Source organism: Ruegeria sp. AG7 (genome assembly GCF_056541545.1).
Window position 1 is genome coordinate 46,317 of sequence record NZ_JBQFYP010000007.1, and the last position, 22,610, is coordinate 68,926.

24 protein-coding genes and 1 tRNA gene are annotated in these 22,610 nt (G+C 52.0%); 13 read left to right on the forward strand and 12 right to left on the reverse strand.

Annotated features, from left to right (window positions below; genetic code table 11):
• Nucleotides 1-21: 21 nt before the first annotated feature.
• The 6 genes from ACR0BF_RS11105 to ACR0BF_RS11130 form a co-directional block, all read right to left on the reverse strand.
• On the reverse strand, nucleotides 22-558 hold the full coding sequence (locus ACR0BF_RS11105; protein ID WP_480472732.1) for a GNAT family N-acetyltransferase: 537 nt from the start codon (nucleotides 556-558) through the stop codon (nucleotides 22-24).
• Complete coding sequence (locus tag ACR0BF_RS11110) at nucleotides 555-1,163, reverse strand: LysE family translocator (protein ID WP_480472730.1); 609 nt, start codon at nucleotides 1,161-1,163, stop codon at nucleotides 555-557. Before ACR0BF_RS11110 ends, ACR0BF_RS11105 begins: the two co-directional genes overlap by 4 nt.
• A 96-nt stretch (nucleotides 1,164-1,259) precedes the next feature.
• The gene (gene rpmA, locus ACR0BF_RS11115) at nucleotides 1,260-1,529 is read right to left on the reverse strand and encodes a 50S ribosomal protein L27 (protein ID WP_050602452.1); all 270 of its coding nucleotides are present in this window, start codon (nucleotides 1,527-1,529) and stop codon (nucleotides 1,260-1,262) included.
• An 11-nt stretch (nucleotides 1,530-1,540) separates the two neighbouring features.
• Nucleotides 1,541-2,143 (reverse strand): 50S ribosomal protein L21, encoded by a 603-nt coding sequence (locus ACR0BF_RS11120; protein WP_480624910.1) that lies wholly within the window; start codon nucleotides 2,141-2,143, stop codon nucleotides 1,541-1,543.
• 220 nt (nucleotides 2,144-2,363) lie between these two features.
• Nucleotides 2,364-3,167: a DUF2059 domain-containing protein gene (locus ACR0BF_RS11125; protein WP_480624911.1), complete on the reverse strand. Its 804-nt coding sequence runs from the start codon at nucleotides 3,165-3,167 to the stop codon at nucleotides 2,364-2,366.
• Nucleotides 3,167-4,009 carry a DUF2059 domain-containing protein gene (locus ACR0BF_RS11130; protein ID WP_480624992.1) on the reverse strand — a complete coding sequence of 281 codons (843 nt, stop codon included), beginning with the start codon at nucleotides 4,007-4,009 and terminating at the stop codon, nucleotides 3,167-3,169. Before ACR0BF_RS11130 ends, ACR0BF_RS11125 begins: the two co-directional genes overlap by 1 nt.
• A gap of 123 nt (nucleotides 4,010-4,132) precedes the next feature.
• Between ACR0BF_RS11130 and ACR0BF_RS11135 the strand changes: the two genes are divergently transcribed.
• The 9 genes from ACR0BF_RS11135 to ACR0BF_RS11175 all read left to right on the forward strand — a co-directional run bounded on the left by ACR0BF_RS11135 (nucleotide 4,133) and on the right by ACR0BF_RS11175 (nucleotide 12,924).
• Nucleotides 4,133-4,222, forward strand: a tRNA-Ser gene (locus ACR0BF_RS11135).
• A gap of 249 nt (nucleotides 4,223-4,471) precedes the next feature.
• Complete coding sequence (locus tag ACR0BF_RS11140; RefSeq protein ID WP_480624912.1) at nucleotides 4,472-5,026, forward strand: hypothetical protein; 555 nt, start codon at nucleotides 4,472-4,474, stop codon at nucleotides 5,024-5,026.
• Between the two features lie 208 nt (nucleotides 5,027-5,234).
• On the forward strand, nucleotides 5,235-6,263 hold the full coding sequence (locus ACR0BF_RS11145) for an alcohol dehydrogenase catalytic domain-containing protein (protein ID WP_480624913.1): 1,029 nt from the start codon (nucleotides 5,235-5,237) through the stop codon (nucleotides 6,261-6,263).
• Nucleotides 6,264-6,338: 75 nt separating this feature from the next.
• Nucleotides 6,339-7,214, forward strand: coding sequence for a branched-chain amino acid ABC transporter permease (locus ACR0BF_RS11150; protein WP_480553477.1), 876 nt, complete (start codon nucleotides 6,339-6,341; stop codon nucleotides 7,212-7,214).
• 3 nt (nucleotides 7,215-7,217) lie between these two features.
• Nucleotides 7,218-8,315 carry a branched-chain amino acid ABC transporter permease gene (locus tag ACR0BF_RS11155; protein WP_480624914.1) on the forward strand — a complete coding sequence of 366 codons (1,098 nt, stop codon included), beginning with the start codon at nucleotides 7,218-7,220 and terminating at the stop codon, nucleotides 8,313-8,315.
• On the forward strand, nucleotides 8,312-9,076 hold the full coding sequence (locus ACR0BF_RS11160) for an ABC transporter ATP-binding protein (RefSeq protein WP_480553473.1): 765 nt from the start codon (nucleotides 8,312-8,314) through the stop codon (nucleotides 9,074-9,076). Before ACR0BF_RS11155 ends, ACR0BF_RS11160 begins: the two co-directional genes overlap by 4 nt.
• On the forward strand, nucleotides 9,073-9,846 hold the full coding sequence (locus ACR0BF_RS11165; protein ID WP_480472712.1) for an ABC transporter ATP-binding protein: 774 nt from the start codon (nucleotides 9,073-9,075) through the stop codon (nucleotides 9,844-9,846). The genes ACR0BF_RS11160 and ACR0BF_RS11165 overlap by 4 nt, the downstream gene beginning before the upstream one ends.
• A gap of 5 nt (nucleotides 9,847-9,851) precedes the next feature.
• Nucleotides 9,852-11,738 (forward strand): AMP-dependent synthetase/ligase, encoded by a 1,887-nt coding sequence (locus ACR0BF_RS11170; protein ID WP_480624915.1) that lies wholly within the window; start codon nucleotides 9,852-9,854, stop codon nucleotides 11,736-11,738.
• A 25-nt stretch (nucleotides 11,739-11,763) separates the two neighbouring features.
• On the forward strand, nucleotides 11,764-12,924 hold the full coding sequence (locus tag ACR0BF_RS11175) for an ABC transporter substrate-binding protein (protein ID WP_480624916.1): 1,161 nt from the start codon (nucleotides 11,764-11,766) through the stop codon (nucleotides 12,922-12,924).
• Between the two features lie 150 nt (nucleotides 12,925-13,074).
• Here ACR0BF_RS11175 and ACR0BF_RS11180 read toward each other — a convergent pair whose 3' ends face one another.
• The 3 genes from ACR0BF_RS11180 to ACR0BF_RS11190 all read right to left on the reverse strand — a co-directional run bounded on the left by ACR0BF_RS11180 (nucleotide 13,075) and on the right by ACR0BF_RS11190 (nucleotide 16,482).
• Complete coding sequence (locus tag ACR0BF_RS11180) at nucleotides 13,075-13,521, reverse strand: hypothetical protein (RefSeq protein ID WP_480624917.1); 447 nt, start codon at nucleotides 13,519-13,521, stop codon at nucleotides 13,075-13,077.
• Between the two features lie 430 nt (nucleotides 13,522-13,951).
• A complete protein-coding gene (locus ACR0BF_RS11185; protein ID WP_480624918.1) occupies nucleotides 13,952-14,329 on the reverse strand; it encodes a hypothetical protein in 378 nt (125 codons plus the stop codon).
• Nucleotides 14,330-14,376: 47 nt separating this feature from the next.
• Complete coding sequence (locus ACR0BF_RS11190) at nucleotides 14,377-16,482, reverse strand: AAA family ATPase (RefSeq protein ID WP_480624919.1); 2,106 nt, start codon at nucleotides 16,480-16,482, stop codon at nucleotides 14,377-14,379.
• Between the two features lie 357 nt (nucleotides 16,483-16,839).
• Here ACR0BF_RS11190 and ACR0BF_RS11195 point away from each other — a divergent pair, with 357 nt between their 5' ends.
• The 3 genes from ACR0BF_RS11195 to ACR0BF_RS11205 all read left to right on the forward strand — a co-directional run bounded on the left by ACR0BF_RS11195 (nucleotide 16,840) and on the right by ACR0BF_RS11205 (nucleotide 18,820).
• On the forward strand, nucleotides 16,840-17,130 hold the full coding sequence (locus ACR0BF_RS11195) for a hypothetical protein (RefSeq protein WP_480493186.1): 291 nt from the start codon (nucleotides 16,840-16,842) through the stop codon (nucleotides 17,128-17,130).
• Between the two features lie 641 nt (nucleotides 17,131-17,771).
• The gene (locus tag ACR0BF_RS11200; RefSeq protein ID WP_480493188.1) at nucleotides 17,772-18,113 is read left to right on the forward strand and encodes a DUF6626 family protein; all 342 of its coding nucleotides are present in this window, start codon (nucleotides 17,772-17,774) and stop codon (nucleotides 18,111-18,113) included.
• Between the two features lie 134 nt (nucleotides 18,114-18,247).
• Nucleotides 18,248-18,820 (forward strand): tyrosine-type recombinase/integrase, encoded by a 573-nt coding sequence (locus ACR0BF_RS11205; RefSeq protein ID WP_480624920.1) that lies wholly within the window; start codon nucleotides 18,248-18,250, stop codon nucleotides 18,818-18,820.
• A 71-nt stretch (nucleotides 18,821-18,891) separates the two neighbouring features.
• Here the strand turns inward: ACR0BF_RS11205 and ACR0BF_RS11210 are convergent, their stop codons facing one another.
• Entirely contained in the window at nucleotides 18,892-19,581 is a 690-nt protein-coding gene (locus ACR0BF_RS11210; RefSeq protein ID WP_480624921.1) for a type ISP restriction/modification enzyme, read from the reverse strand.
• Between the two features lie 27 nt (nucleotides 19,582-19,608).
• Here ACR0BF_RS11210 and ACR0BF_RS11215 point away from each other — a divergent pair, with 27 nt between their 5' ends.
• A complete protein-coding gene (locus ACR0BF_RS11215; protein ID WP_480624922.1) occupies nucleotides 19,609-20,442 on the forward strand; it encodes a heparin lyase I family protein in 834 nt (277 codons plus the stop codon).
• A 10-nt stretch (nucleotides 20,443-20,452) separates the two neighbouring features.
• Here ACR0BF_RS11215 and ACR0BF_RS11220 read toward each other — a convergent pair whose 3' ends face one another.
• On the reverse strand, nucleotides 20,453-21,958 hold the full coding sequence (locus ACR0BF_RS11220) for a tyrosine-type recombinase/integrase (protein ID WP_480493197.1): 1,506 nt from the start codon (nucleotides 21,956-21,958) through the stop codon (nucleotides 20,453-20,455).
• 163 nt (nucleotides 21,959-22,121) lie between these two features.
• Complete coding sequence (rpsI, locus tag ACR0BF_RS11225) at nucleotides 22,122-22,607, reverse strand: 30S ribosomal protein S9 (RefSeq protein WP_209503959.1); 486 nt, start codon at nucleotides 22,605-22,607, stop codon at nucleotides 22,122-22,124.
• Nucleotides 22,608-22,610 lie beyond the last annotated feature (3 nt).

Consider the following 22,610-nt stretch of genomic DNA (forward strand, 5'->3'; position numbering starts at 1 on the left):
AAAGGCCCCATCGGCCACAAGTCAGAGTTTTTTACTGTAAGTCCAGGTGGGCACATTCGCATCGCGCGCCACCGAATAGCTTTCCGCATCGCCCAGATACTGGAACCCGCAATGGGTCAGGACCCGGGCCGAGGCCGGATTATCCTGAAACACACTGGCGAACATCGTCGCGTTCTCCAGCGGGTTGGCGTTAACAAGTGCTTCGACAGCCATCGAGGCAATGCCCGTGTTCCAATAGATCGGCGCGACCCAATAGCCGACTTCAGACTGATTCCGATCAAGCCGTTTCAGCGAAATCACACCGATCAGTTCCGGGCCACCGTCCTTGGTGGCATCCATGACCCAGACGTCCTCGTCCCGGTTGTCAGCCATCGAACGGGTTACAAAGGCTTCGATCGATCCGGGGGCCAGTGGATGTGCGATACTGGTGGTCATCCGCGCCACGCGCTCATCACCTGCATAATGCTCGATAAGGCCCATGTCCGACCGGCGCAGGGGGCGCAGATCGAACCGCTCGGTTTCAATGACCGGCTGATTAATTATTGTCTCAAGCTTCATTGGTGTGTTCCTCCTCCGAACAACACGAATAGTACGGACGCGACCGTAAGACCCGCCAACGTCCACATCAGGTATTTTTCCGCCGGGCGACCTTCAACCGCATGCGCGATTCTATCCCCGGCAAAAGTCCAGATCGGGTGCAAAACGATCTGGCAGATCAACAAACTAAGAGCGATCGTGAGCGTTGCATCAAAGCTGGACGTCCCCGCCGCGACAAAGCCGGTAAAACCCGCAACAATCATGGCCCAGGCTTTTGGGTTCAGCGGATGCACGATCAACCCCGCCCAGAATCCCGGAACATCACCGACCGCATTTTCGCGCGACAATCGCAAATTCGCGATCTTCCACGCCAGCCAGCAAATATATGCAGCCGAAGCATATTTCAGCGCCGCGAAGACTGTCGGAACCTGTTCCGCCAGTTGCAGCAGGCCAAAGCCTACGGGCCAGATAATCAGCTGCTTGCCAAGCACGACACCGGCCACAAAAGGCAATGCGGCCCGAAACCCATAGCGCGCACCAGTTCCCAGCAGGACCATGTTGGCCGGCCCTGGCGTGCCGACCTGAGAGGCGGCAAATATCAGGAAACTGGTGGTTGCGACTGTCATTGGTTCTTTCGATCACGACTGCGTTAAAACGAGAAAGGGGACCGGCACTTTGTGCCGGTCCCCCATGAATTTTTCTTAAACCTTCTGGGTCTCGGCTTACTCTGCGGCCTCCGCCACTGGCAGGACCGAAATAAAGGTGCGGTTTTTAAGTCCCTTGTGGAACTTCACGGCGCCATCGACAGTTGCAAAGATGGTGTGATCTTTGCCAATGCCTACGCCTTCGCCCGGCCAGAACTTGGTGCCGCGCTGACGCACGATGATGTTGCCTGCGATAGCGGCCTGGCCACCATACAGTTTTACGCCAAGGCGACGACCAGCTGAGTCGCGACCGTTACGGGAGGAACCGCCAGCTTTTTTATGTGCCATTCTCTCTCTCCTTAGCCTTTAGCCAATTCTTTGGCTTGCTCAACCCATTCGGGTTTCACTTTGACCGTTTCGATAGCAGCAATCTGCTCATCCGACAAGGCGGCCAGAGCGGCAAAGCTCGCGATACCGGCCTCAACCAGCTTCTTGGCGGCGGCAGGGCCGACACCGTTCAGTTGGGTCAGATCGTCAGCAGCGGGTGCTTCAGCCTTGGCTACTGATTTCTTGGCAGGCTTTGCAGCAGGTGCCGCTTCGCCAGCCGGAGCTGAACCGGTTGCAGCTTTGATGCCCGATTTGTCAGCGCCCGACGCCAGAATGTCGGTGATTTTGACCAGTGTCAGTTTCTGACGGTGGCCAACGGTACGCTTCGAGCTGTGCTTACGACGGCGCTTGACGAACTTGATGACCTTGTCACCTTTGATCTGTTCGATCACTTCGGCCTGAACGCCTGCGCCTGCAACGAATGGTGCGCCAACAACCGGAGCGTCTCCGCCCAGCATCAGAACATCGTTGAATTGAACTTTTTCACCTGCGTCGGCAGCCAGCTTTTCAACGCGGAGGATATCGCCCGCCTGAACCTTGTACTGCTTGCCGCCAGTCTTGAGGACCGCAAACATGCGTCTTTCCTTTTCTAACCCGCGTTCTGTGGTCCCCTTTGCGGGTGTTTTGGCCCCAAGAAACTTGAAAGCCACCTCGAACAGCGCGCCCTTTTCGGGCTGTGTGAATGGCCCCTGACAATGTCATGCAGGCCAAATAATAACGATACCCGGCGCGGAAAACCGGCCGGGATGCGCGCTTATCCATAGAATGCAGGTAAAAGTCAACACCAAAGCGGCGTCAAAGATCGGACGCCCTCAGCGCCTGTGCAACCGCCTGCCCCAGGCGATAGGAAATATCATTGAACATGCGGTCAAAGCCGTCAAACACGGCGTCATTCAGGGCCCGTCCCGTTTCGGTTCTTGAAAACGCGATATTTTCGCGCATCTGAGCCTCGTCCAACGGGCGGTAGGCCATAAGAAGAAACGAGAAAAGCCACTCTTCGGTGTCCTCGCTCCGACTGTCCTTCTGCAACAAAAGCTCGGCCAGCAGTTCCTGATCGTCGGTCCGCGCATCAACATCAATACCCCGAAAGAAGCTGTAGTCTGACGTCAATGCCCCCTGAACATTCTTTTCAATCAGGTTATTTGCCTCGATATATTCCTTGACCAAAGCGAACTGAGCGGTGCTGCGTTCTGCGGATTTATAGGCTTCTCGGGCCATGTCTTCGATTGCCTGATCCGACATGGCGCGCCGGGCCGAATTTTCCAGCGTTACGATGGTCTGGCCAAGATCGCTTTCAAAAAACAAGATGGCCTGATCAAGCTGAACATCGGACATGCCCGCGACGAAGGCGTCCGTCAAATGTTTCCGCATCCAAAGGGGATCGTAGATACGATTGACCTGCGCCTCGAAATAAGCGCCGCCCTTGTTGTCCAAAAAGGTATCATCAAGAGTCTCGCGATGGCCCTGCCCCTCGTGAACAAGGATTTCCATCACCTGCGTCAGACGCATGGCTTTTGCCAGTCGGTCGACTTTTCCATCGGCATACAGCGGCAGTGCCCAACTCAGAGCGACCACAAATGCCAGAACTACGCGCTGCATCAAATGTCCTGTGCCGGGTGCAATTCGGCCATCCGTACGGCAAGAACCTCGAACCTCATGGCCATGATCTCATATTGGATGGCGTTCAACAGCTCGTAGACTTCCTGCATCAGCGGCTGTTCCAGCGCGTCAACATATGTATCCACATCAGCGTCGGAAAAACCTTGATAGGTGTAAGCCGCACCGGCCAGATTAGACAGTTGCAGCGACTGGCGCATTGCCGGTTCATTTTGCTTCATCAATTCGCGCAGTTCATCCCCGCCCAACTGCAGCTCGATGACCCCCGATGCACTGGCCGCCAGAAGGAAACGCACCTGAATTTCCTGCAAGGCACGCAGTGCCGTGCCTGTGGAATCAATCGCGTTGTTCATGCGTTTAAAACTTTCGACCCGTTTCGATCCGCTCTTGATCAGGTCAGAGATAATCCTTTGACCTGCCAATTGCTTGACGTCATCGTCTTCTTGCATGTGTGAGGCATTCTCGGCCTCGACCAGACGTTGCCCCAGATCAGACGCGTAAAACTCGACAGCGTGTGCCAGGGCCTCGTCGCTTAGGGTCTGCTCCAGAATGGAAACAGCGGTGTCGTGCATTGCATCGACTTCAAAAACCTCGTCCGTCAAACGGGTCCAGTCCGAGCCGAACCCCTCTGGGTCAACACCCAACATCTGCGGCGCGGATCGTGAGCTCAGGGCGATGCTTTCAAGAGCCACGTCAAACCCGGTTGTGGTCAGAAAGGCCTCGATCCGATCTCGGTTCGCTGCGGAAAGCTCCAGAGGAACCAGAACAAGTGCCAGAAGCGGGGCGAGAAACCAAATGGCGATGCGGTGTGCAAACTGTGTCATAGCAATCAGAGTAGGTGTTTTACGCTGGCAGGCAACGGAAAATCCCGGCATTCACGATTTCCGGAATTTTCTGCTTGCACCCCCGTTCGTTCCTGACTAAATCCCCCCCTCACAGACCCCCGCGGAGAGGTGCCGGAGTGGTCGAACGGGGCGGTCTCGAAAACCGTTGTGGGTGCAAGCCCACCCAGGGTTCGAATCCCTGTCTCTCCGCCACAATTCCAATATCGAAAGCCGTTAGAAAACGTCTTCCGGTCGGATCTGGGTTCTCAGCAAAATTGCAAGTGGTCCGTTGTCAGAAACTGTAGTGGCTTAGGTCACCCGGCGTGTTCTTGCCGTGAAATCGGGTGCAATCAGCGTAGCCCGGCTTAAACCTCTATTCTGCTGAGAATTCACAGGAATTCCCCTTTGTATATCCGCTACATTTAACGCATCCCGGCGACACATTTTCCAAAGGAGACACACATGTCGCGTATTCTTATCCTGATCATCATCGCCGCTGTCGGTGTTGGTGGTTACTACTATCTCAACCAGTCCGAACAAACCCCGGCTGAACAAGTGCAATCCGCAACGCAGGAGGCGGGCGATGCAGTGGCTGATGCCGCGGCAACCGCTCAGGAAGCTGCGACTGACGCGCTTGAAGACGCAACAGAACAGGCCAGCGAGGCAGCTTCATCCTTGACCGAACAGGCTCAGGAAGCCGCATCGTCGGTTGCCGATCAAGCCAGCGAGGCGGCTTCTTCTGTCGCGGAACAAGCATCCGAGGCAGCACAGCAGGCCGGTGATCAGGTGGCGGCGCTGGCGGGTCAGGGACAGGAATTGCTGAACTCCTGGATTCAGGAAGGCAAGCTGGACGCCACCAATTTCGACTATGAAGGCATCATGACCTCGATTCAGGACAGCACATTGGCCACGGATCTGAAAGAACAGGCGATCAAGATCGTAAATGACATTAAAGAGTCGCCTGAAACCATCGCCTTGAAGATTCAGGAACTGACCGCGCTGTTGACGCAGCAATAACAAAGAAGGGGCCGGTAGCCCGTTCCCGGCCCCTACCCCTCACGCCTATTTTTCGGGCGTGCCCTTACGTTATCGTTTCTCTGAATTGACCCAGTGTGCGGCATTTGATTGGCTGCTCCGACACGATATCCGCGCTCAATGTCACCAGTCGGCAGTTTCCTGTTTAGACAGGTGTGCGCTTTGAACACGCCATCTAGAGGATGATCCCATGACTGACCTGCCCAAAATAATGAAAGCTGCTATCCTGAAACACGGCGGGCACTCGGACACTTCGACCGGACCAGTCATCGAGGATGCGGCTGATTGGCTTGAAGCAGCGGAACTGCCCGTTCCCAATCCCGGCCCCGGTCAGGTTTTGATCCGCCTGCGCGCGTCGTCGGTCAATCCGTCCGACCTCCACTTTATCAAGGGTGAATATGGCCAGCCGCGCGTCAAAGGTGCCGCGGCCGGATTCGAAGGCTGTGGCGACATCGTTGCAACCGGAAAAGGTGCCGAGGCGCTGAAGGGGCTGCGTGTCGCTTTCGTGGCCGCTGGATCCGGTGCTTGGGCGGAATACGTCGTGACGCAGATGCAAATGTGCATCCCCTTGCGTCCGGATATTTCAGATGATGACGGGGCCGCGCAAATCGTCAACCCGCTTACCGCGATGGCGATGGTGGACATGGCAAGGGAAGACGGCGATGCATTTGTGATATCCGCTGCGTCCAGCCAGTTGGGAAAACTGATGTGCAGCCTCGGGCGTGATCTGGGGTTGAAACCCATCGCGCTGGTGCGCCGGGCCGAGACAGTCGAAATGCTGAAAAGTCTTGGAGCAGCCGAAGTGCTTGTGACGTCCGATCCTGAAGTCGTCGAGAAGTTTGCGGCGATAAGCGCCACGCTGAAACCTCGGGTCTTCCTTGATGCGGTGACGGATCAACTGTCCGAGAAACTGTTCTGCACCATGCCAAACCGGGCGCGCTGGGTCAGCTACGGCAAACTTTCGACCCAAGCGCCAACGCTTTTTCAGACAGGTCAGCTGATCTTCATGGGCAAACGGATCGAAGGTTTCTGGCTGACGCACTGGATGATGTCGACACCGCCCGCTGACCAGATGCGGGTTGTGGCCGAAGTTCAGGCCCGCTTTGCCGATGGTCGCTGGAAAACGGATGTTTCCGAACACCTTACGCTTGAAAATCTTGTGCCGAATCTGGCTGACGCGCTGAAAAAGAGTGACGGAAAGGTGATTATCACCCCATAGTAGAATTCACCTGCGTTACCGGAGGATATACGCGGGCGGAACAAGACGCTGGAAAACCGGTGGAGGGAGGACAGTGTGGATAACGCGCAGCTGCTGATTAGCGGGCTGGCGAACGGGTGTGTCTACGGCCTGATCGCGCTTGGCTTTGTTCTGATCTACAAGGCTACCGAAGCGGTTAACTTTGCGCAGGGCGATTTCATGATGCTGGGCGCATTTGTGACCATCGGCCTGACAAATACCGAATATATGGGGTTGCCGTTCTGGCTCGCTCTGCCGGTATCATTGGGAATAATGGCCGCGCTCGGTTATCTTCTGGATCGCCTGATCATTCGCCGCCTGTTTGGTGAAAGCCAGACCGCCGTTGTCATACTGACCATTGCTTTGGGCTTTGTGATCCGTTTCATTGCCGGTCTGATCTGGGGGCACGAGCCGCAAACACTGCAAAACCCGCTTGCGGGCAAAGAAGTGCGTATGGGCGGTCTTGTGCTGGGGATGGAAGATGTCGCGATAATCGTCGTCACGGTGCTGCTGACATGGTCGCTCTATGTTTTCTTCAGCCGCACCAAACTGGGGCTGGCGATGCAGGGCGCCTCGCAAAACCAGCTGGCAGCTTATTACATGGGCATTCCCGTCAGGCGTGTTCAGGGATGGGTCTGGGCTTTGGCCGGAGGCGTTGCGGGAATTGCCGGAATTCTCTTTGCTGCAAAAGGTGCTGTGGATCCGACAACCGGATTGCTGGGTATCAAGGCGTTTGCCGCCGCCGTTATCGGCGGGTTCGGCAGTTTGCCGGGTGCATTGGCCGGAGGGCTGATTGTCGGTGTTATCGAACCCTTCGCCAGCCGGTACATTGCGGCAGGTTATAGCCAGGTCGCGCCATACGCTTTGCTGCTTGCCGTCCTGATCTTCCGACCAAACGGGCTGTTCAGTCAGGTCCGGGTCAAGAAAGTCTGAGCCATGCGTATCGTTTTCAAAACCGACTACATGCAGGATATCCGCCCGTGGAAAGACGGGTTCCAGTTGCGCCTTTATCTGCTTCTTCTGTTTGTCGTCGCGGCTGCGCCTCTCGTGCTGGACGATTTCTATCTGGGTGAACTGACAAACGTTCTGATCTGGACCATTGCCGGTCTGGGTCTGATGATCCTGACTGGACATACAGGGCAAGTCAGTCTGGGCCATGCGGCCTTTCTGGCCTTCGGCTGTTACGCCAACGTGGCCCTGATTGAGGCAGGCGCGCCTTTTCTGGTCGCTTTTCCGCTGGCCGGAATTCTGACCGGGATCGCGGGCGTGACCGTCGCAGTCCCTGCCCTGAGGCTTCATGGTATCTACCTGGCGATCTTTACCATGGCGCTGTCCATCCTGATGGATGACATCATTGTTCTGTCCGAGCCGATCACTGGTGGTGTCGCGGGTAAATATATCGGCGGGGTCGAGGTCTTTGGCCTTACGGTTGACCGCTGGGGGACGCCTGATCTTTTTTTCTGGCTGGTTCTGGCTGTCACCATTCTGGTCACGTTGGGTTACGTAAACCTGCTGCGTGCCCCTTTGGGACGCAGCTTCATCGCCGTGCGCGACTCCGAGGTTTCGGCGCAGGCAATGGGTATCGATATCGCGCGAACAAAGATGATTTCGTTTGCCCTGTCCTGTGCGGTTACAGGTTGGGCCGGCGCGTTGATGGGGCTGTTTGCTGGTGCGTTTAACAATGAAACCTTCAGCGTCCTGATCTCGATCCAATTGCTGATGATGATCGTTATCGGCGGGCTGGGCTCGATCCATGGCGCGTTTCTGGGCGCAATCGTCATCGGGTTTTTGCCGCAGTTTCTATCGATTTCAAAGGAATATGTCGGCGCGATCATCGGCGGAAACACCGTTGCCATTCCGGGGCTGGAGTTCGGCATCTTTGGCATGATTCTGATTGCATTCATCCTTTTCGAACCCATGGGCATCTATGGCCGTTGGCTGAAAATCCGCACCTGGTTCGAACTGTTTCCTTTCTATCGCAAGGACATGTTCAAACGGCAGAAATCCTATCTCAAGACGGAGCGTCTGAGATGAACTTGCTGGAATTTGAAAACGTTACCCTGAAATTTGGTGGTCTGACAGCCGTGGACAATTTGTCCTTCGAGGTTCAGCAGGGCGAAGTCTTTGCCATAGTCGGGCCGAATGGCGCGGGCAAATCGACGGTCTTCAATCTGATCTCGCGCTTTTACGAACCGTTTTCAGGGTCGATCCGGTTTGATGGTCACGATCTGCTTCAGGTTAAACCGTCTGGCGTGGCTGCCTTTGGGGTGGCGCGAACCTTCCAGAATATCGAGCTGTTCGAACACGCAACTGTCCTGCAAAATCTACTGGTCGGACGACACAGGCATCGGACAACGAACCTGATTTCAGAACTTTTGTTCACCCCTGCGGTCCGACGGCAAGAGTTGGAGAGCCGGGAAAAAGTCGAACAGATCATCGATTTCCTCGACCTGCAGGCCTATCGCGACAAGATGATTTCAGGGCTGCCTTATGGCGTACGCAAAGTGGTCGAAGTTGCACGTGCCCTGGCGACCGATCCCAAGCTGCTGTTGATGGATGAACCAGCCTCGGGACTGTCGGTGGAAGAGACGACCGATATGCGCTGGTGGATCGACGATATCCGACGCCAAATGGGAATTACCGTGCTGATGGTCGAACACGACATGGGATTGGTATCGGGCGTGTCCGACCGGGTCCTGGCCATGGCAGATGGGGCAAAGCTGGCCCTCGGGTCTCCGGCAGACGTGCAATCGCATCCAGCCGTGATCGAGGCATATCTGGGGAAAGCCTCATGAACGCCCCGATCTTGCAAGTCCGCAATATCGAAAGTTTTTATGGCCCCATTATGGCCATTCGGGGCGTTTCGCTGGATGTTCACGAAGGAAAAATCGTGTCGATCCTTGGCGCAAACGGCGCGGGCAAGACCACATTGATGAAAACCATCTCTGGCGTGATGGACCCGGAAAAGGGAACAATCACCTTTGATGGCGGCGACATTCAGGGCTGGGAACCGCACAAGGTTGTCCAGCGCGGGGTGGTTCACATCCCGGAAGGGCGCGAAGTTTTTCCACTGCTGACGGTTGATGAAAACCTAAGTCTCGGCGCCTACACCCGCAAAGACAAAGACCAGATCGAACAGGATCGTGAGCTGGTCTTCCGTTATTTTCCGATTCTGAAAAACCGTCGGTCGCAAGAGGCCGGAACCCTTTCGGGCGGACAGCAACAGATGCTGGCCATAGGGCGCGGATTGATGGCCCGGCCTCGTATCATGTTGCTGGATGAACCGTCTCTGGGACTGTCTCCTCTGCTGGTGCAAGAGATCTTCGGCATTCTCAAACGTCTGAACGAAGAACAGAACATGACAATGTTGCTGGTTGAACAGAATGCCAATGCGGCGTTGGAACTGGCACATCATGGCTATGTCATGGAGGTGGGTCGCATCGTCATGGACGGTGCCGCGGACGCGCTTTTGCAATCCGAGGATATTCAGAGCTTTTATCTTGGAAAACAGGAAGAAGGCGCGCGCGAAAGCCGCCGCTGGAAGCGGAAAAAGACGTGGAGGTAAGACGGATGGACGCCACGCCCCTACCCCCTCAGGTCATGATAAACGGCGTTCAGTTCAACGCAACGGCAGGGCAGCGCCCGGTACGCGTTGATGGCTGCATCACCATTGCAGAGTTGTTCCAAAGCCGATGTGCTGAACTGGGCAGCCGAACGGCGCATCGCGAAAAAGACCTGGGTATCTGGAAATCCTATTCCTGGGCCGATTACTGGCAGCATGCCAAATGGATCGGGCTGGCCTTGCGCAAGCTGGGACTGGAACGCGGCGATGTGGTCTCAATCCTGTCCGAGGACCGCAAGGAATGGGCATGGCTCGACATGGGCATTCAGGGCGTTGGCGGTATCGCTTCCGGCGTCTACACCACAGATTCCGCCAGTCAGTTGCAATACCTGATCAACGACAGCGGCAGCAGGTTTCTGATTGTCGAGGACGAAGAGCATCTGGACAAGTTTCTGGGAATTGAGACCGAGGTTCCCGATCTGATCAAGGTGATCATCCTCGAGGACGAAGGGCTGCATGACCTGAACCATCCGCGCTGCATGATGATCGACGAGTTGTTCGCCTTGGGCCAAGAGGCGGAACTGGCCGAGCCCGGGCGCTTTGAAGCGGAAATCGCATTGGCCAAACCGCAGGACATTGCCTTGCTGGTCTATACGTCGGGTACAACCGGTCAGCCGAAAGGCGCAATGCTTAGCCATGAAAACATCCTGGCCGCCATCGAATCCGCTGCACGGGTGCTGCCAGCGCTGCCCAGCGATGAACAGCTGTGTTTCCTGCCTCTGTGTCACATTCTGGAACGCGATGTTTCGGTCTATTTCCCCTTGGCGGCCCGCTGCACTGTCAATTTTGCCGAAAGCCCTGAAACTGTTTTCGCGAACCTTCAGGAGGTTTCGCCCTCAACCTTCACAGCGGTGCCAAGGGTTTGGGAAAAGATCTACTCACACGTCCAGATCCTGACACAGGAAGCCACGCCTTTGGGGCGGCTGGCATTCGGCCTGGCATTAAAAACTGGTGCGCGCCGTGCCGGATATCTGAGCGCAGGCCAACCAGTTCCATCCGGCGTCACCACCAGATTCTGGTTCTGGGATCAGCTGGTTTTGAAAAACCTGCGCCGAATGTTGGGTCTGGACAAACTGCGACGAGGCGGAACAGGCGCCGCGCCAATCTCGACCGATCTGCTAAAATGGTACTGGTCCATCGGCGTGCCGTTGGTGGAAGGGTTCGGGATGACCGAAACTTCGGGCCTCGCCACGCTCAACACCACAGACAGCAATAAGATCGGAACCATAGGCAAAGTTGTCGAAGGGTGCGACATTCGCATCTCGGACGATGGCGAAATCCAACTAAAGGGCCTGAACATTTTTCAGGGATACTGGCGCAACAACGCGAAGACAGCAGAAACCTTCACCGCCGATGGCTGGCTGCGTACCGGGGATATGGGGTCAATAGATAAGGATGGCTATGTCACCATCACGGGCCGCCTGAAGGATATCATCATCACCGCAGGTGGTAAGAACATCACCCCAGCCGAGATCGAAAGCCGCCTTAAGTTCAGTCATTATGTCGCGGACGCAATCATCATCGGGGACAGGCGCAAATTTCTGACGGCACTGATCATGATTGATCAGGAAAATGTCGAAAAATACGCGCAGGGCCATAAAATCCCCTTCTCGAATTTTGCCTCGCTATGCGCGGCACCGGAAATCAGGCAGTTGATCAGTTCGGAAATTGCCGCTGTTAATGCAGAATTTGCGCGGGTCGAACAGATCAAGGATTTCCGTCTGATCGACGTCCTGCTGACCGCTGAAGACGACGAACTGACTGCGACGATGAAGCTGAAACGCGGACTGGTTGAAAAGAAACACGGGCATCTGATCGAAGACATGTACACTTGACCAAAAGATTAACGGGAGGAAAGAGATGAAGAAATTACGCAACAGTCTGGCGGCTGCATCACTGCTGACAGCATCGGCAACACTTGGTTGGGCGCAAACACAGGGCGTGACCGATGATGAGATTGTCATTGGTTCTGTCAACGACCTGAGCGGGATATTCGCCGCAGTGGGTGTTCCGGCAACCAAAGGTGCAAATGTCGTCTTTGATCGGGTGAATGCAGCCGGTGGCGTGCACGGGCGAAAAATTCGTTACGTGGTCGAAGACAACGGCTATCAGATGCCACGTGCGATGCAGGGCTATAACAAACTGCTCAATCGCGACAAGGTATTTGCCATGCTGCAATCGCTTGGCACGCCGATGAACATGGCAGGGTTCAAGCTGTTGGATCCCAAAGGCATTCCCAACGTAGCGCCTCTTACAGCTGCGCGTCAGATGTTGCAGGAACCAATGCGGAACAAGTTCACCTCCTTCTCGACCTATTTCGATCAGGCGCGTGTCGGTGTGAACTATCTGGCTGGCGAGTTTGGCTCAAAGACGGTCTGCACCATGTACCTGCCGACAGATTTTGGTGAGGAAATTCTAGAAGGCAGCAAGGCCGGAGCCGAAGAAGCCGGGCTCACTTTTGGATCAGAAACCACCCATAAACCGGATGAGACGGATTTCGTTGGATCGCTGAGCAAGCTCCAGGAAGAGGGTTGTGATATCGTCACCATGGCGCTTGGGGTGCGGCAGGCGATCACTGTCGTGGGCACCGCTAAGAAAATGGGTCTGACCGATATGAAATTTCTCGGCACCTCGGCCAGTTTCCTGACGGTCGTGGCGCAGGTGCCCGGTGGCGTGACCGATGGATTCTACGCGGCAGCTTCGTGGCAGGATCTTTGGGCGCGTGCGGATCAACCTGCCCCGGCCGCATTTATCGAGGAATACAAGGCAGCCACAGGCGAAGATCCGGTCGGATTTGCCATGCTGGGTTATTCGGCGGCTGAAATGATGGTTAAGGCGTTGGAGGCCGCAGGCCCTGATCTGACGCAGGACAGTTTCATCGCAGCGATGGAAACGCTGGATTATCAGGACGATCTGGTTGGCAACCACATCACCTATGGTCCTGAGGATCATCAGGGCGCAGATACTGTGTTCGTCAACGTTGTTGAAAACGGTGCGTGGAAACTCGTCTACGAAGAATGATTAACAACCCGCCAAAAGCAAAAGGGCTCGCTAGTGCGAGCCCTTTCTTTTGGGTATTCCCGGCGAATTAACGCTTCGCTAACCTGAACGTCTAATTTTTATATATTTTACGATAAGCTACAGTATCAATAAAATTCTGCTAATAAACTGCTAACGATTACGGTGAAACTGCGCCTCCACTTTCTCGCGCTTTTTTATCGTATTTTCAATGACTTCATCTAACTCACCAGCCTCAGCAGCTGCCTTCAAAGTCACCAACGCAGCTTTCACGTCTTTCAGCGCCTTTACCAAAACTGCATTGCCGCCCGCCAGTGCGAGCGCTTTGTTTCCGTATTTGCACTGCACATACCACCCACCGTCTTGTTCAAAAAACCATGCTCGAACCTTGCACATGCGATCAACAAGCACTTTTTCGCCAGCTTCGTTTTTTACCCAAGCTTTACGTTCAACCGTGTAGTCTTCTCTTTTTAGGGCTGCATCCGCTACTTTCATTTGCTCTTCCAAAGCAGCCACGAGCTTCAACCTACGCTGACGCGTTGGGTCTTGGTTTTTGGTGCGGACAACGGATTTAATGGCGAGTTTTGATAGATTAGACATGCTTCACTCCTTGTGCATTGAACACAATTTTGCTGTCTCTTTCTAATATTAGCGACCAAAAACAAACCCTTACGCCAAACACAAAAACGTATTTTGCCCAACATACAATCAAACAATCCAGCCTGAACGGTGCACATAGCGTATTAGTTGCTTATGGGCGCTGTATGACCTTCTTTGAGCGCCACAGCGCGTTTTTTAATCGGACGCGAGCTTCTTTAGCTTACGTGCAACTGACATGCGTTCCGCAAACTTCGCCGCATCATCCTCGTCTTTATGCTGCATGGATTCTAATGCTCTTTCTACAGCATCGATCTTGGTTTGGCGCTTTGTCTTCATTCCCGTCAAATGCCCGCCACCTTGATTTTCTAGGCTGCGGGAAGTGATGACGCGGGGAAAATTCTCAGAACTGCTGTGCGGTGTATTGGTGGCGTCAAAACATGCTTCTCTGTCGAACCCAATGATCTAAGGTCGCATCACCTTCTAGTATTTCAGACAGGAATTCAGCGAGGCGCTCAAACTCGGTTTCGGCTTGGTCGAGCAATTTTTGTGCTGCTTTGTGGCGACCCCGCCCGCTAAAACTGTCCGCTCTGCCGTATGTGAGACTCGCACGCTTTAACCGCTTTTCATACTCCAAGATTTGCTTGGGTTTGTTTTTTAAGTACTGACGCAGTTCAATCTGTTCGCGCCAATCCTCCTCAAACCGTGAATACTCTTCAGCGGTCAACCAAGTTCGCAACTGGCGATTTTGCACGATTTTTCCACGTGTAAGCTGCTCGTGTATTTTTTTCAGCTTAGCTTCACGTTTCATGGTGCGTCAGCGCATTTCGTGGCAAGTGTGTAAGAGTTGATCGCGTGCTAGGCCACCTTGACCACTGTTGGAAGCAACCTGTCACATTCTTTCACAACATACTCAGGAATGCTGTCAAATACCCGCGGATCTAGCTGCATCACGTATTCATTTTCAATGTGATACGACTCATTGATAAACTTAGAAATCACATCATCGTCGTGACGACCGTTAATAAGCCGAAACAACTGAATTTTTTCGTAACCCACTTCTGTCGAATGGTACAGATCAATCATTTCGTTGGTGTCGTTCAGCTGAACCAGGAGTTGATCGTAGTCAAAGTTTTCAATTCTACCACTGACGGCGGTTTCTGCTTCCGCTTTTTCCAAAACTGTCATTTCTCGCGATCCACTTGAATCTTGAAGCGTTGGCACTGCTCGCTTGTGCAAAAGACTGGCCAAGAGATTGTACTCCAACCCCACGTTGTTCGCGATCTCGAAATGTCGGCGTAGATAGATCGCTTTGATCAGTGGATTAGCTTCGCCCGATACAATTTCATTGCAGATTTGTCCGAAAGTTTTGATGTCACCTTTCGTGATAGCTACTTCGGAAACTACGTTTTGCTTTGATGAAAGGAAAGTGGCTTGAGGATTTGATCCCGCGAAAAGCCCTGCCGTACTTTTGACGACGTCAATCGCAGGTTCGATATCATGGGTCAACATTACTGATGTGCAGTCTCGCAAACTACCTTTTCCACGAAAAAGTTCATGCATAATTGCAAACTTCTTGTTCTTGTCGAAGGATGAAATAGGGTCATCTAAGACGACTAAGTCGGGTCTTTTACTGTTTACTTCATGCATAAAAAGCACCAACGCAAATGCGTTCCTTTCGCCAAAACTTAAGTGCCGACCCGCCATCTCGATATGCTCGTTGAGGTCTTCGTGCTCGAGCTTCATCTTGTAAGAGTCAGGCTCAGGCACAATCGACACAGAATAGCGATAGCCTGCCGACTTCAAAAAGCCGTTAATGCTGGACTGGTTTATTTCGATGGCTTTTTTGATTTTAGCTTTTTGTCTGCCAACCAGCCCTTTCAGAATGCCGACTTTCTTTAAGAGTTCTTCGAGTTGAGCGTTGATCGGGTCTGTGACCTTTCTCGTTTCCTCAGAGTCCAACTTATCGATCATACCGAGGTCGATCTTTAGTCCTTGGAGTTTGGCGTCAATTTCATAAACGTCGCGAAGCGAAAAAAAGGAAATTGTTCGGAGACCATCAAGTTGTTCGATAAGTGCGGTGATCGAAGTCTTGAGGCTACTGAGAAAGCTCTCCTGCGGCGCTGTCAGCTCGATTTTTGCATTTACAACTTTTTCCAAATTTTCCTGACATGCTGAACTGAAGTATTTCCCAAGTCGTTCAATAACCGCTTTTAGGTTGTTCAGATGATCAACCGCGGTCGCGTTGTATTGTTGGGAAACTGCTTGCACCGTGTTCTTTTGCTCTTGCGTTGGCAGTTCTGTGGCGCAGTAAGGACAGGTGTCGCCATCCTGCATGAACTCGTTTCCTTTGATCTGCCATCCGATCCATTTTGAGGGCTTTTCACCTTTGATGAAGGTCTCGAAAGGTAAAAGTTCATCAGGAATGTTGTCTATTTTATTGCCGGAGCCGAAAGCTTTGAGAACTTTGCTGCTTTTCGAAATTGTCCCGTCTTTGTTGGCCTTTCCGAATGCGTCTCTAAGGTCCTTCAAGTCCTTGGTTGTCTGCTCAATCTCTTCGCTTTTCAGGAATGCTTTTCTTATTCCATCAAAGGACGCTGTGATTTCGTCCATTGCGGTATCGTATTCTGGGGTCTTTATGAATATTTCGAAGCTGTTCTGTACAACTTCGTCTTGCTGGAACGCGAATTGATTAACGTAATCCTCATTGAAAATCAGAACTGATTGAATGTCGCCGGTACCATCTACCGAAGGCAAAGTTGAGTTTTTAACTTTACGCAACTTGAAAGGGAGCAAGTCCTTCAAACTGCCATCGCCGCTTATGTGCCCAGCTATCGCTTTCGAAATAGTGCTTTTTCCCAGTCCGTTGGGCCCGTACTTAATATTCAGCCGGTTTTTCTCGATTTGAACATTCGCTTCATCAATGCTGTTGCAGTTTTTGATCTTTATGTCGTAAGTCGTCACGCTCTGTACCCTCATCAAATCGCGGGCAACTTATCAATGTTCATGCGGCGGTGCACGCCCGTATTGGTTGTGATTGCGAAAAAACGTTCCGTAGTAGTGGCTGCGGCAGCGAGCGGGCTCGGACCAGTGATCGAACGCGTCCTGCGAGAACAGCTGTTTTTGTGATGAGTGTGTCCTACGCACTGACCGACCAAGCTACGAAAGCCGTTTGATTACTTAACGGCCGCTACTTTTTTCTGATCGATTAAGCCCACATGTCTAGGCAAATAATGGAGTAATTCTCGGGCGTGCTCACTAAAATCCACGCAAACGAAACTCCTTAGCTCATTCAAGCTAAATAGCTTGAGGAGGTACAACATGTCGTTAAGAGAAATTAAGAAAACCATTTTCGAGTTACGCAAGGATTTCGGCACGCTGCCCAAGCATGAACAGGTGCGAGTTACACAGTGGCTGCTAGATACCGCTGACTACTGCATTGAGGGAGTGAGACTGCAAGAACAGGATAGCACCACTGCAGCGAATAGACGCAAGGCTAAGAAACGTGAAACTGAGCTTGATCCCAAGCCACCTACGAAGCCCGTGCGTGTTGCTGAACCGAGTAGGCCCAAAAAGCCGAAATATTCCGGTAATCACGCCCCTTCTGCCTGAACGTGGTAAATACATTAAGAAGCTAAGGCACAAGCCTTCCTTCGTTACAAACTGATCGAAAGGTTAGCACGCCGGATATTATTGTGCTGTGAACCCGTTCTGATGTGAGACGGTAGCAAACGGACTTTTCAGTTGTCCGCTTCAACAATCTACCCTGCCATCGCGCGCAGGATGCCTAAAACGCGCTGCCTATGCGGAACTGCGTTTATTGTTGTCGTAGTGGTTGTAGCGCAGCAATGCGTGAATTTTAGTGAGACGGACCGACGCGCTGCATTGCAGTACCCGTCATCGCGCTGGGTTTAGCTTCGCTACACCAGCTCCAGCGCGTGCGTATGATGCCCAGTAATAGAGATGATAGCAAAACCTGCTCTTCCTTTAAGGTTTGGTGAGTGTAGCCTGTTAAGCGACGAATAAAGCCGCGCAACTGGATCGTGCCAAAGACAGGCGCGATCTATTTGCTCAGAATAAAGCCCTTCAAACAAACTGAAATTTTTTTTTCAGACATTTTGCCTGAAAACCCAAAAAGGCTGATGCTGTGAATGCGAAGCGAGAGCGAAGCTATGAACAGTGCCGGCTGTTGATGCAGAGCATCAACATAAAAACCTTTTTCAACAAAACCCAAATTATCAAGGAGAACCCATATGTTACTGATGGAGAAAATTTACATTGATCTTAAAGCTGAAGCTCTGGTCGAATCTGCTGAGGACTTCAGCCAGGACTGGTGCCGACGAAGCCGAAGCTGGTTTGCCGTCCAGAAAAACAGCAACAGTGATCTCAGCGCACAAGCAGCCATTGCTTGTCTCCAAACTGCTCAGATCAAACTTGCGCTGACCCATCTACGCAAAAAGCACGTAGGCAGCATAGTCGATTCAGAAATCGGTACACTGCGAGAGGTGATAGCCAGCTTGGAAGCTTACTTGCAGGAACAGCACAGCATTTTGTCCGTCGTTCCGGCAAAAACGCCAAAACCGAAAATGTTATGAATTGTATAATCTCTAATATTTCTGAAATTTTCCATTTGCGGCCAAAGGCTTAACTTGAGTTAAATTTTCGGTCGTCCGCCAAAATGTGTGAATTTACAATACATTACAACGAAACCACACATTTTAGGTGAGTTATGAAACAAGCCAAGTTACTGACAGAGGTAGAACGAAAGCGCGTATATGCGGTAATCGACGCACATCGGTACAAGTCAAGAAACCGTGCAATTTTTGCACTCAGTTTTTTTGCCGGTCTTCGTGCGTGCGAGATAGCAGGACTGAAAGCTGGCGACGTATACGATGTACAAGGACAAGTGCGCGACACGCTGTTCTTAGTAGCGGGACAAACCAAAGGCGACGAAGCAAACACCGTGCTAGTAAGCAAGCGGCTTGCCAAAATCCTCGCCAAATACGCTGCCACCTACCCTCGCCACATCAAGAATCCGCAAGCAGCGCTAATTTTTAGCGCCAAGCGCGGCGGGTTCAGCGCTCAAACCATCGTCAACCTGTTTGCTCGGTTTTACGAACTTGCAGGCGTCAAAGGTGCCAGCAGCCACAGTGGCCGCCGACAGTTTTTGACCGAGCTTGCTGACAAGGGGGTAAACGTCCGGGTCATACAAGCACTTGCCCGACACAAAGACATTAGCACCACTCAACGCTACATTGACTACAACGAAAGCAAGCTTCGCAACGCGATAGAACTGCTTTAGGCAAGTCGGCTCGGACTTAATCGCCGATCAACTATGTCAGAGTTCTTGATGATCGTTATACCACAATCGCCTTAGACTTCCTTTAGCTCCAGCTTAGGCAAACTCCGCACCAATTTCATCGTTTCCAAACTTACCGTTATGACACGCTGAAACAGTTTTAGCGGATAAGCAGGGTCTTGCATTGTCTCGTTCGCGTAATCGTTCGCGTCGTTCACAATTCCGCTTTTGGGATCGGTTTTCACACGCTGCCGCTCAACAACCCAATCCAACGCTGGCTTGCCATTTACAACATATTCATATGCCGCAAGCGGTATGTCGACGAGCGTGATGTTGTTGTTGTAGTGAAGCGTTGTCTTGTCACTGCCGCGTTTACCGCCATAACGCATCTGCTCGACACGGAAGTAGCTTACGGGATCGTCTATATTAGCCAAGCGCAGGTCGCCCTCAGCAATTGTAACTGGATGCATTTCCGCACTCTCATAGTTTACGTGCAAATCACCCAGCTTACGGCCAGCTTCTACAAACGCCCAAAAATCATCTTTATGTTTAACAGCGGGTATAGCATCATCTGTACACCACACGCTCGTACTAACCGGCGGTTGATTGCAGTCATTTTGCACGCTTTCTCTACCTGTGAATCCTCTCACTTGTAGCTCCCCAAAATGTGCTCTGAGCTCAAAACTGAATGAACCGCAAAGCTCTTTTGCTCTGCTCAATCTCACAAAAAATAGGTTTGCTAGTTCATATGTTTCAGCTAGCATCATTGTTACATAATATCAGGATGTTATATGTTTATTCGAGCATTTCTCATTTCTGCAGCCCTTGCCTTGTTCAGCCCGACACTAGTCACCGCAGACGTTGACTTCGACAGTTTCAAACAGAAACAAGAAAATCTTCCCAAGTCATACAAAAAACTCAAAAAGGTTGAGGGTATCGACGCAAAGTATGTGCATTCATTCTCAATCTACGGCGGCGAGTGCAAATCCAAAAAACTTCCAGATAGCAGCGGCAAGGGGGATTGCGACTACGGCAGCGTGCGAAGCGAGCTTAGAGAAAAGAAAAATGGAAAATCATTCTACAGCGCTTTTCCACAACCCAGTCCTGTCTGGTACGGCTTTGATATTTTGATTCCTCAAAGCTATCCAACACAAGGGCAGCAAAAATCGGCGTGGAATATCTTTGCGCAATGGAAATCAGAACGCTGCCCACATGCTGCAGTGGGACACTGGACTCGCCCCGGTCACGGAAACGCTCTGTTTTTGGTTACCTTCAAGAGCGTAGGCACGCGGGAAAACCACGACTGTGACGGGGTCGCGGTTAAGAAAATCGTTGAAATGCCGACTGTTAAAGGTAAATGGACCCGTGTCGAAATGTTTGTGAATTGGAGTGACAGTGGCAACGGCGTCATTGAAGTTTACATTGATGGTGATCGCAAACTAACACATCGCGGCCCGAATCTTGATCCGAACAACATCAATGAAGACGGCAAAAGGTCCAACAAGAATTACTTTAGTTTTGGTACTTACCTAGCCAACAGCCGAGGACCTGGTGCAATACGCTCGGGTACTGTGTACTACGCGAACGTACACAGGTCGAAAAAAAGGGAAGATCTTTTTCGGTAGTGGTTGTTGGTCATACTGAATTCTTTTGCGAAGAATTTGCAATTTCCAAAAACGCTTCTTTAGTCAGTTCGCCTGCATTGTAACGCCTACTTGCTTCTTTTAAGAACGCATCATCTTGCATAGCAGCCCCAGAATCTGCTGCATCTTTGCGCTTTTTCCGTTTTGTCTGAGTGATCTGTGACCTGCGCGACTTAGATGTGACATGGGAATAATGCTTTTCGATCTGCTTAACCTCACACCCCATGTTCAGCGCCAAGTCGTAAACGTTCACATCGCCTTTCTCCAACCGTACTGTCGCATAGGTGTGGCGCAAGCTGTATAAGCTGCGCCTGTCACCGTCCCTGTCAAAAAGTAAACCACCTTCCCTATCGTCAATTTCAATCTCTCGCAGAACGCGTTGAAAACTCTTGTTTAAATCCCCAATCTGTTTTGCTTTGCCGTCAGCATCAAGTTGTTGACCAAACCAAACCCAATCACTTTCAGAGGTGTGCGGCGAAAGTTCTTTCCATTTAATAAGCGCTTCGTTTGCGCCGGGCTGAGTTTGAACGAGCCGCGTTATTCCCTTTTTCGTAGCTTTGCTCACGCGCACCTCAGCAATACGCTCATCTTCCCCATCTACTTCTTCATTAAGTTGCACATCGACCCACTTCATTTCTCGCGCTTCACCAACACGCAACCCACTGTGCATTAGGAACAAAACGAAGTATGAGAGTTGGGCACGGTGCAGGACATGCCATTTGTTCAAACCCGTACTTGCAAACCGACCTTTGCATTCTCTGTAGCGTCGAAAGTTCTGAGATAACATCTTCCGTTCTCTCTCACTATCAAAGGCCGGACGCCTGTTTGGTGCTTCTCCTTTTTTCGCAACACGCAGTTTAAACACTTGCTGCATGCGGCCCTTCTCAAAGGCATCATGGAAGATTTGGTTAAGAGCGTTTTGCTCCATTTGCAGCGTTTTCAATGCGGGTAAACGCTTGGCGTTTGCTGTGCCACGAGTTTTGCTACCTCGCCTTTTTGGATTGTAGCTGAGTAGCTTTTTTGCCTCGTCTCTTGTCCAATACGACTTTCTCCAATCCCAATAGCCATGCGCATACTGCGGGGTGATTTCGTTGAGAAGTTTTGAAGTTCCGTCGCTGTTGGAAAAATAGTCTTTGAAGTAACGATTAAAATACATCTTGTGCCAGCGTGCGCGTGCTTCAGCCCAAGTTTCATTACTTACGTTGCGCTCATACCAATCGTTCCAATGTCGTTCAAAAGTGTATTCGTCTAAGCTGTGTCCCATCCTTGCAGCCTGCTGCAAACGCAAGAACTCAGCTTGTGCATGAACAAACGCTTCTTCGTACTTCGTGCGCCTAGTGCTGCGGGTGTAGTAGCCTTTTTGCCCAGCTATCTTTAGCCGCATGTACCAGCTTGCAGCGCGATGTGTTTTTGAGTTGGGAACGGCTACGTCTAGATTGCGTTGAAACAACAAGAGCGCACCATCGTAGTGTTCTTGTCTATTTTTGTAGTAAGCCACGCCCTGCCCGTTTCTCCAATGCTGCAAACGCTAAAATTATGCTAATTTCGCTAAACCAAGACGTCAATGATATCAGTGTGCTGCTAACAATCTGCTAACAATAAAAAACGGCCGCAAAATCTTGCAGCCGTTTGTTTTACAAGAGTTTTTTTGTCGTTCAGCGTTAGCGCTTCGAGAACTGGAACGAACGGCGGGCTTTGCGCTTACCGAATTTCTTACGTTCCACAACGCGGCTGTCGCGGGTCAGGAAGCCAGCGGCTTTCAGTGCGCCACGCAGGTTCGGATCATAGAGTTGCAGCGCTTTCGAGATGCCGTGCTTAACCGCACCGGCCTGACCGGTCAGGCCACCGCCTTTTACGGTTGCAACAACGTCGAATTCACCTTCTACGCCGGCAACCTGGAACGGCTGGCGCAGGATCAGTTGAAGAACGGGGCGTGCAAAATAGACGTCCTGATCTTTGCCGTTCACGGTGACCTTGCCGGAACCCGGCTTGATCCAAACGCGGGCAACAGCGTCTTTACGCTTGCCAGTGGCATAGGAGCGGCCCAGCTCGTCACGTACGGGTTCACGTACGATGACTTCTTCGGCCACGGTTTCAACGCCTGCGACGGCGCTCAGCTCTTCGAGAGTATTGATCTGATCAACCATCGG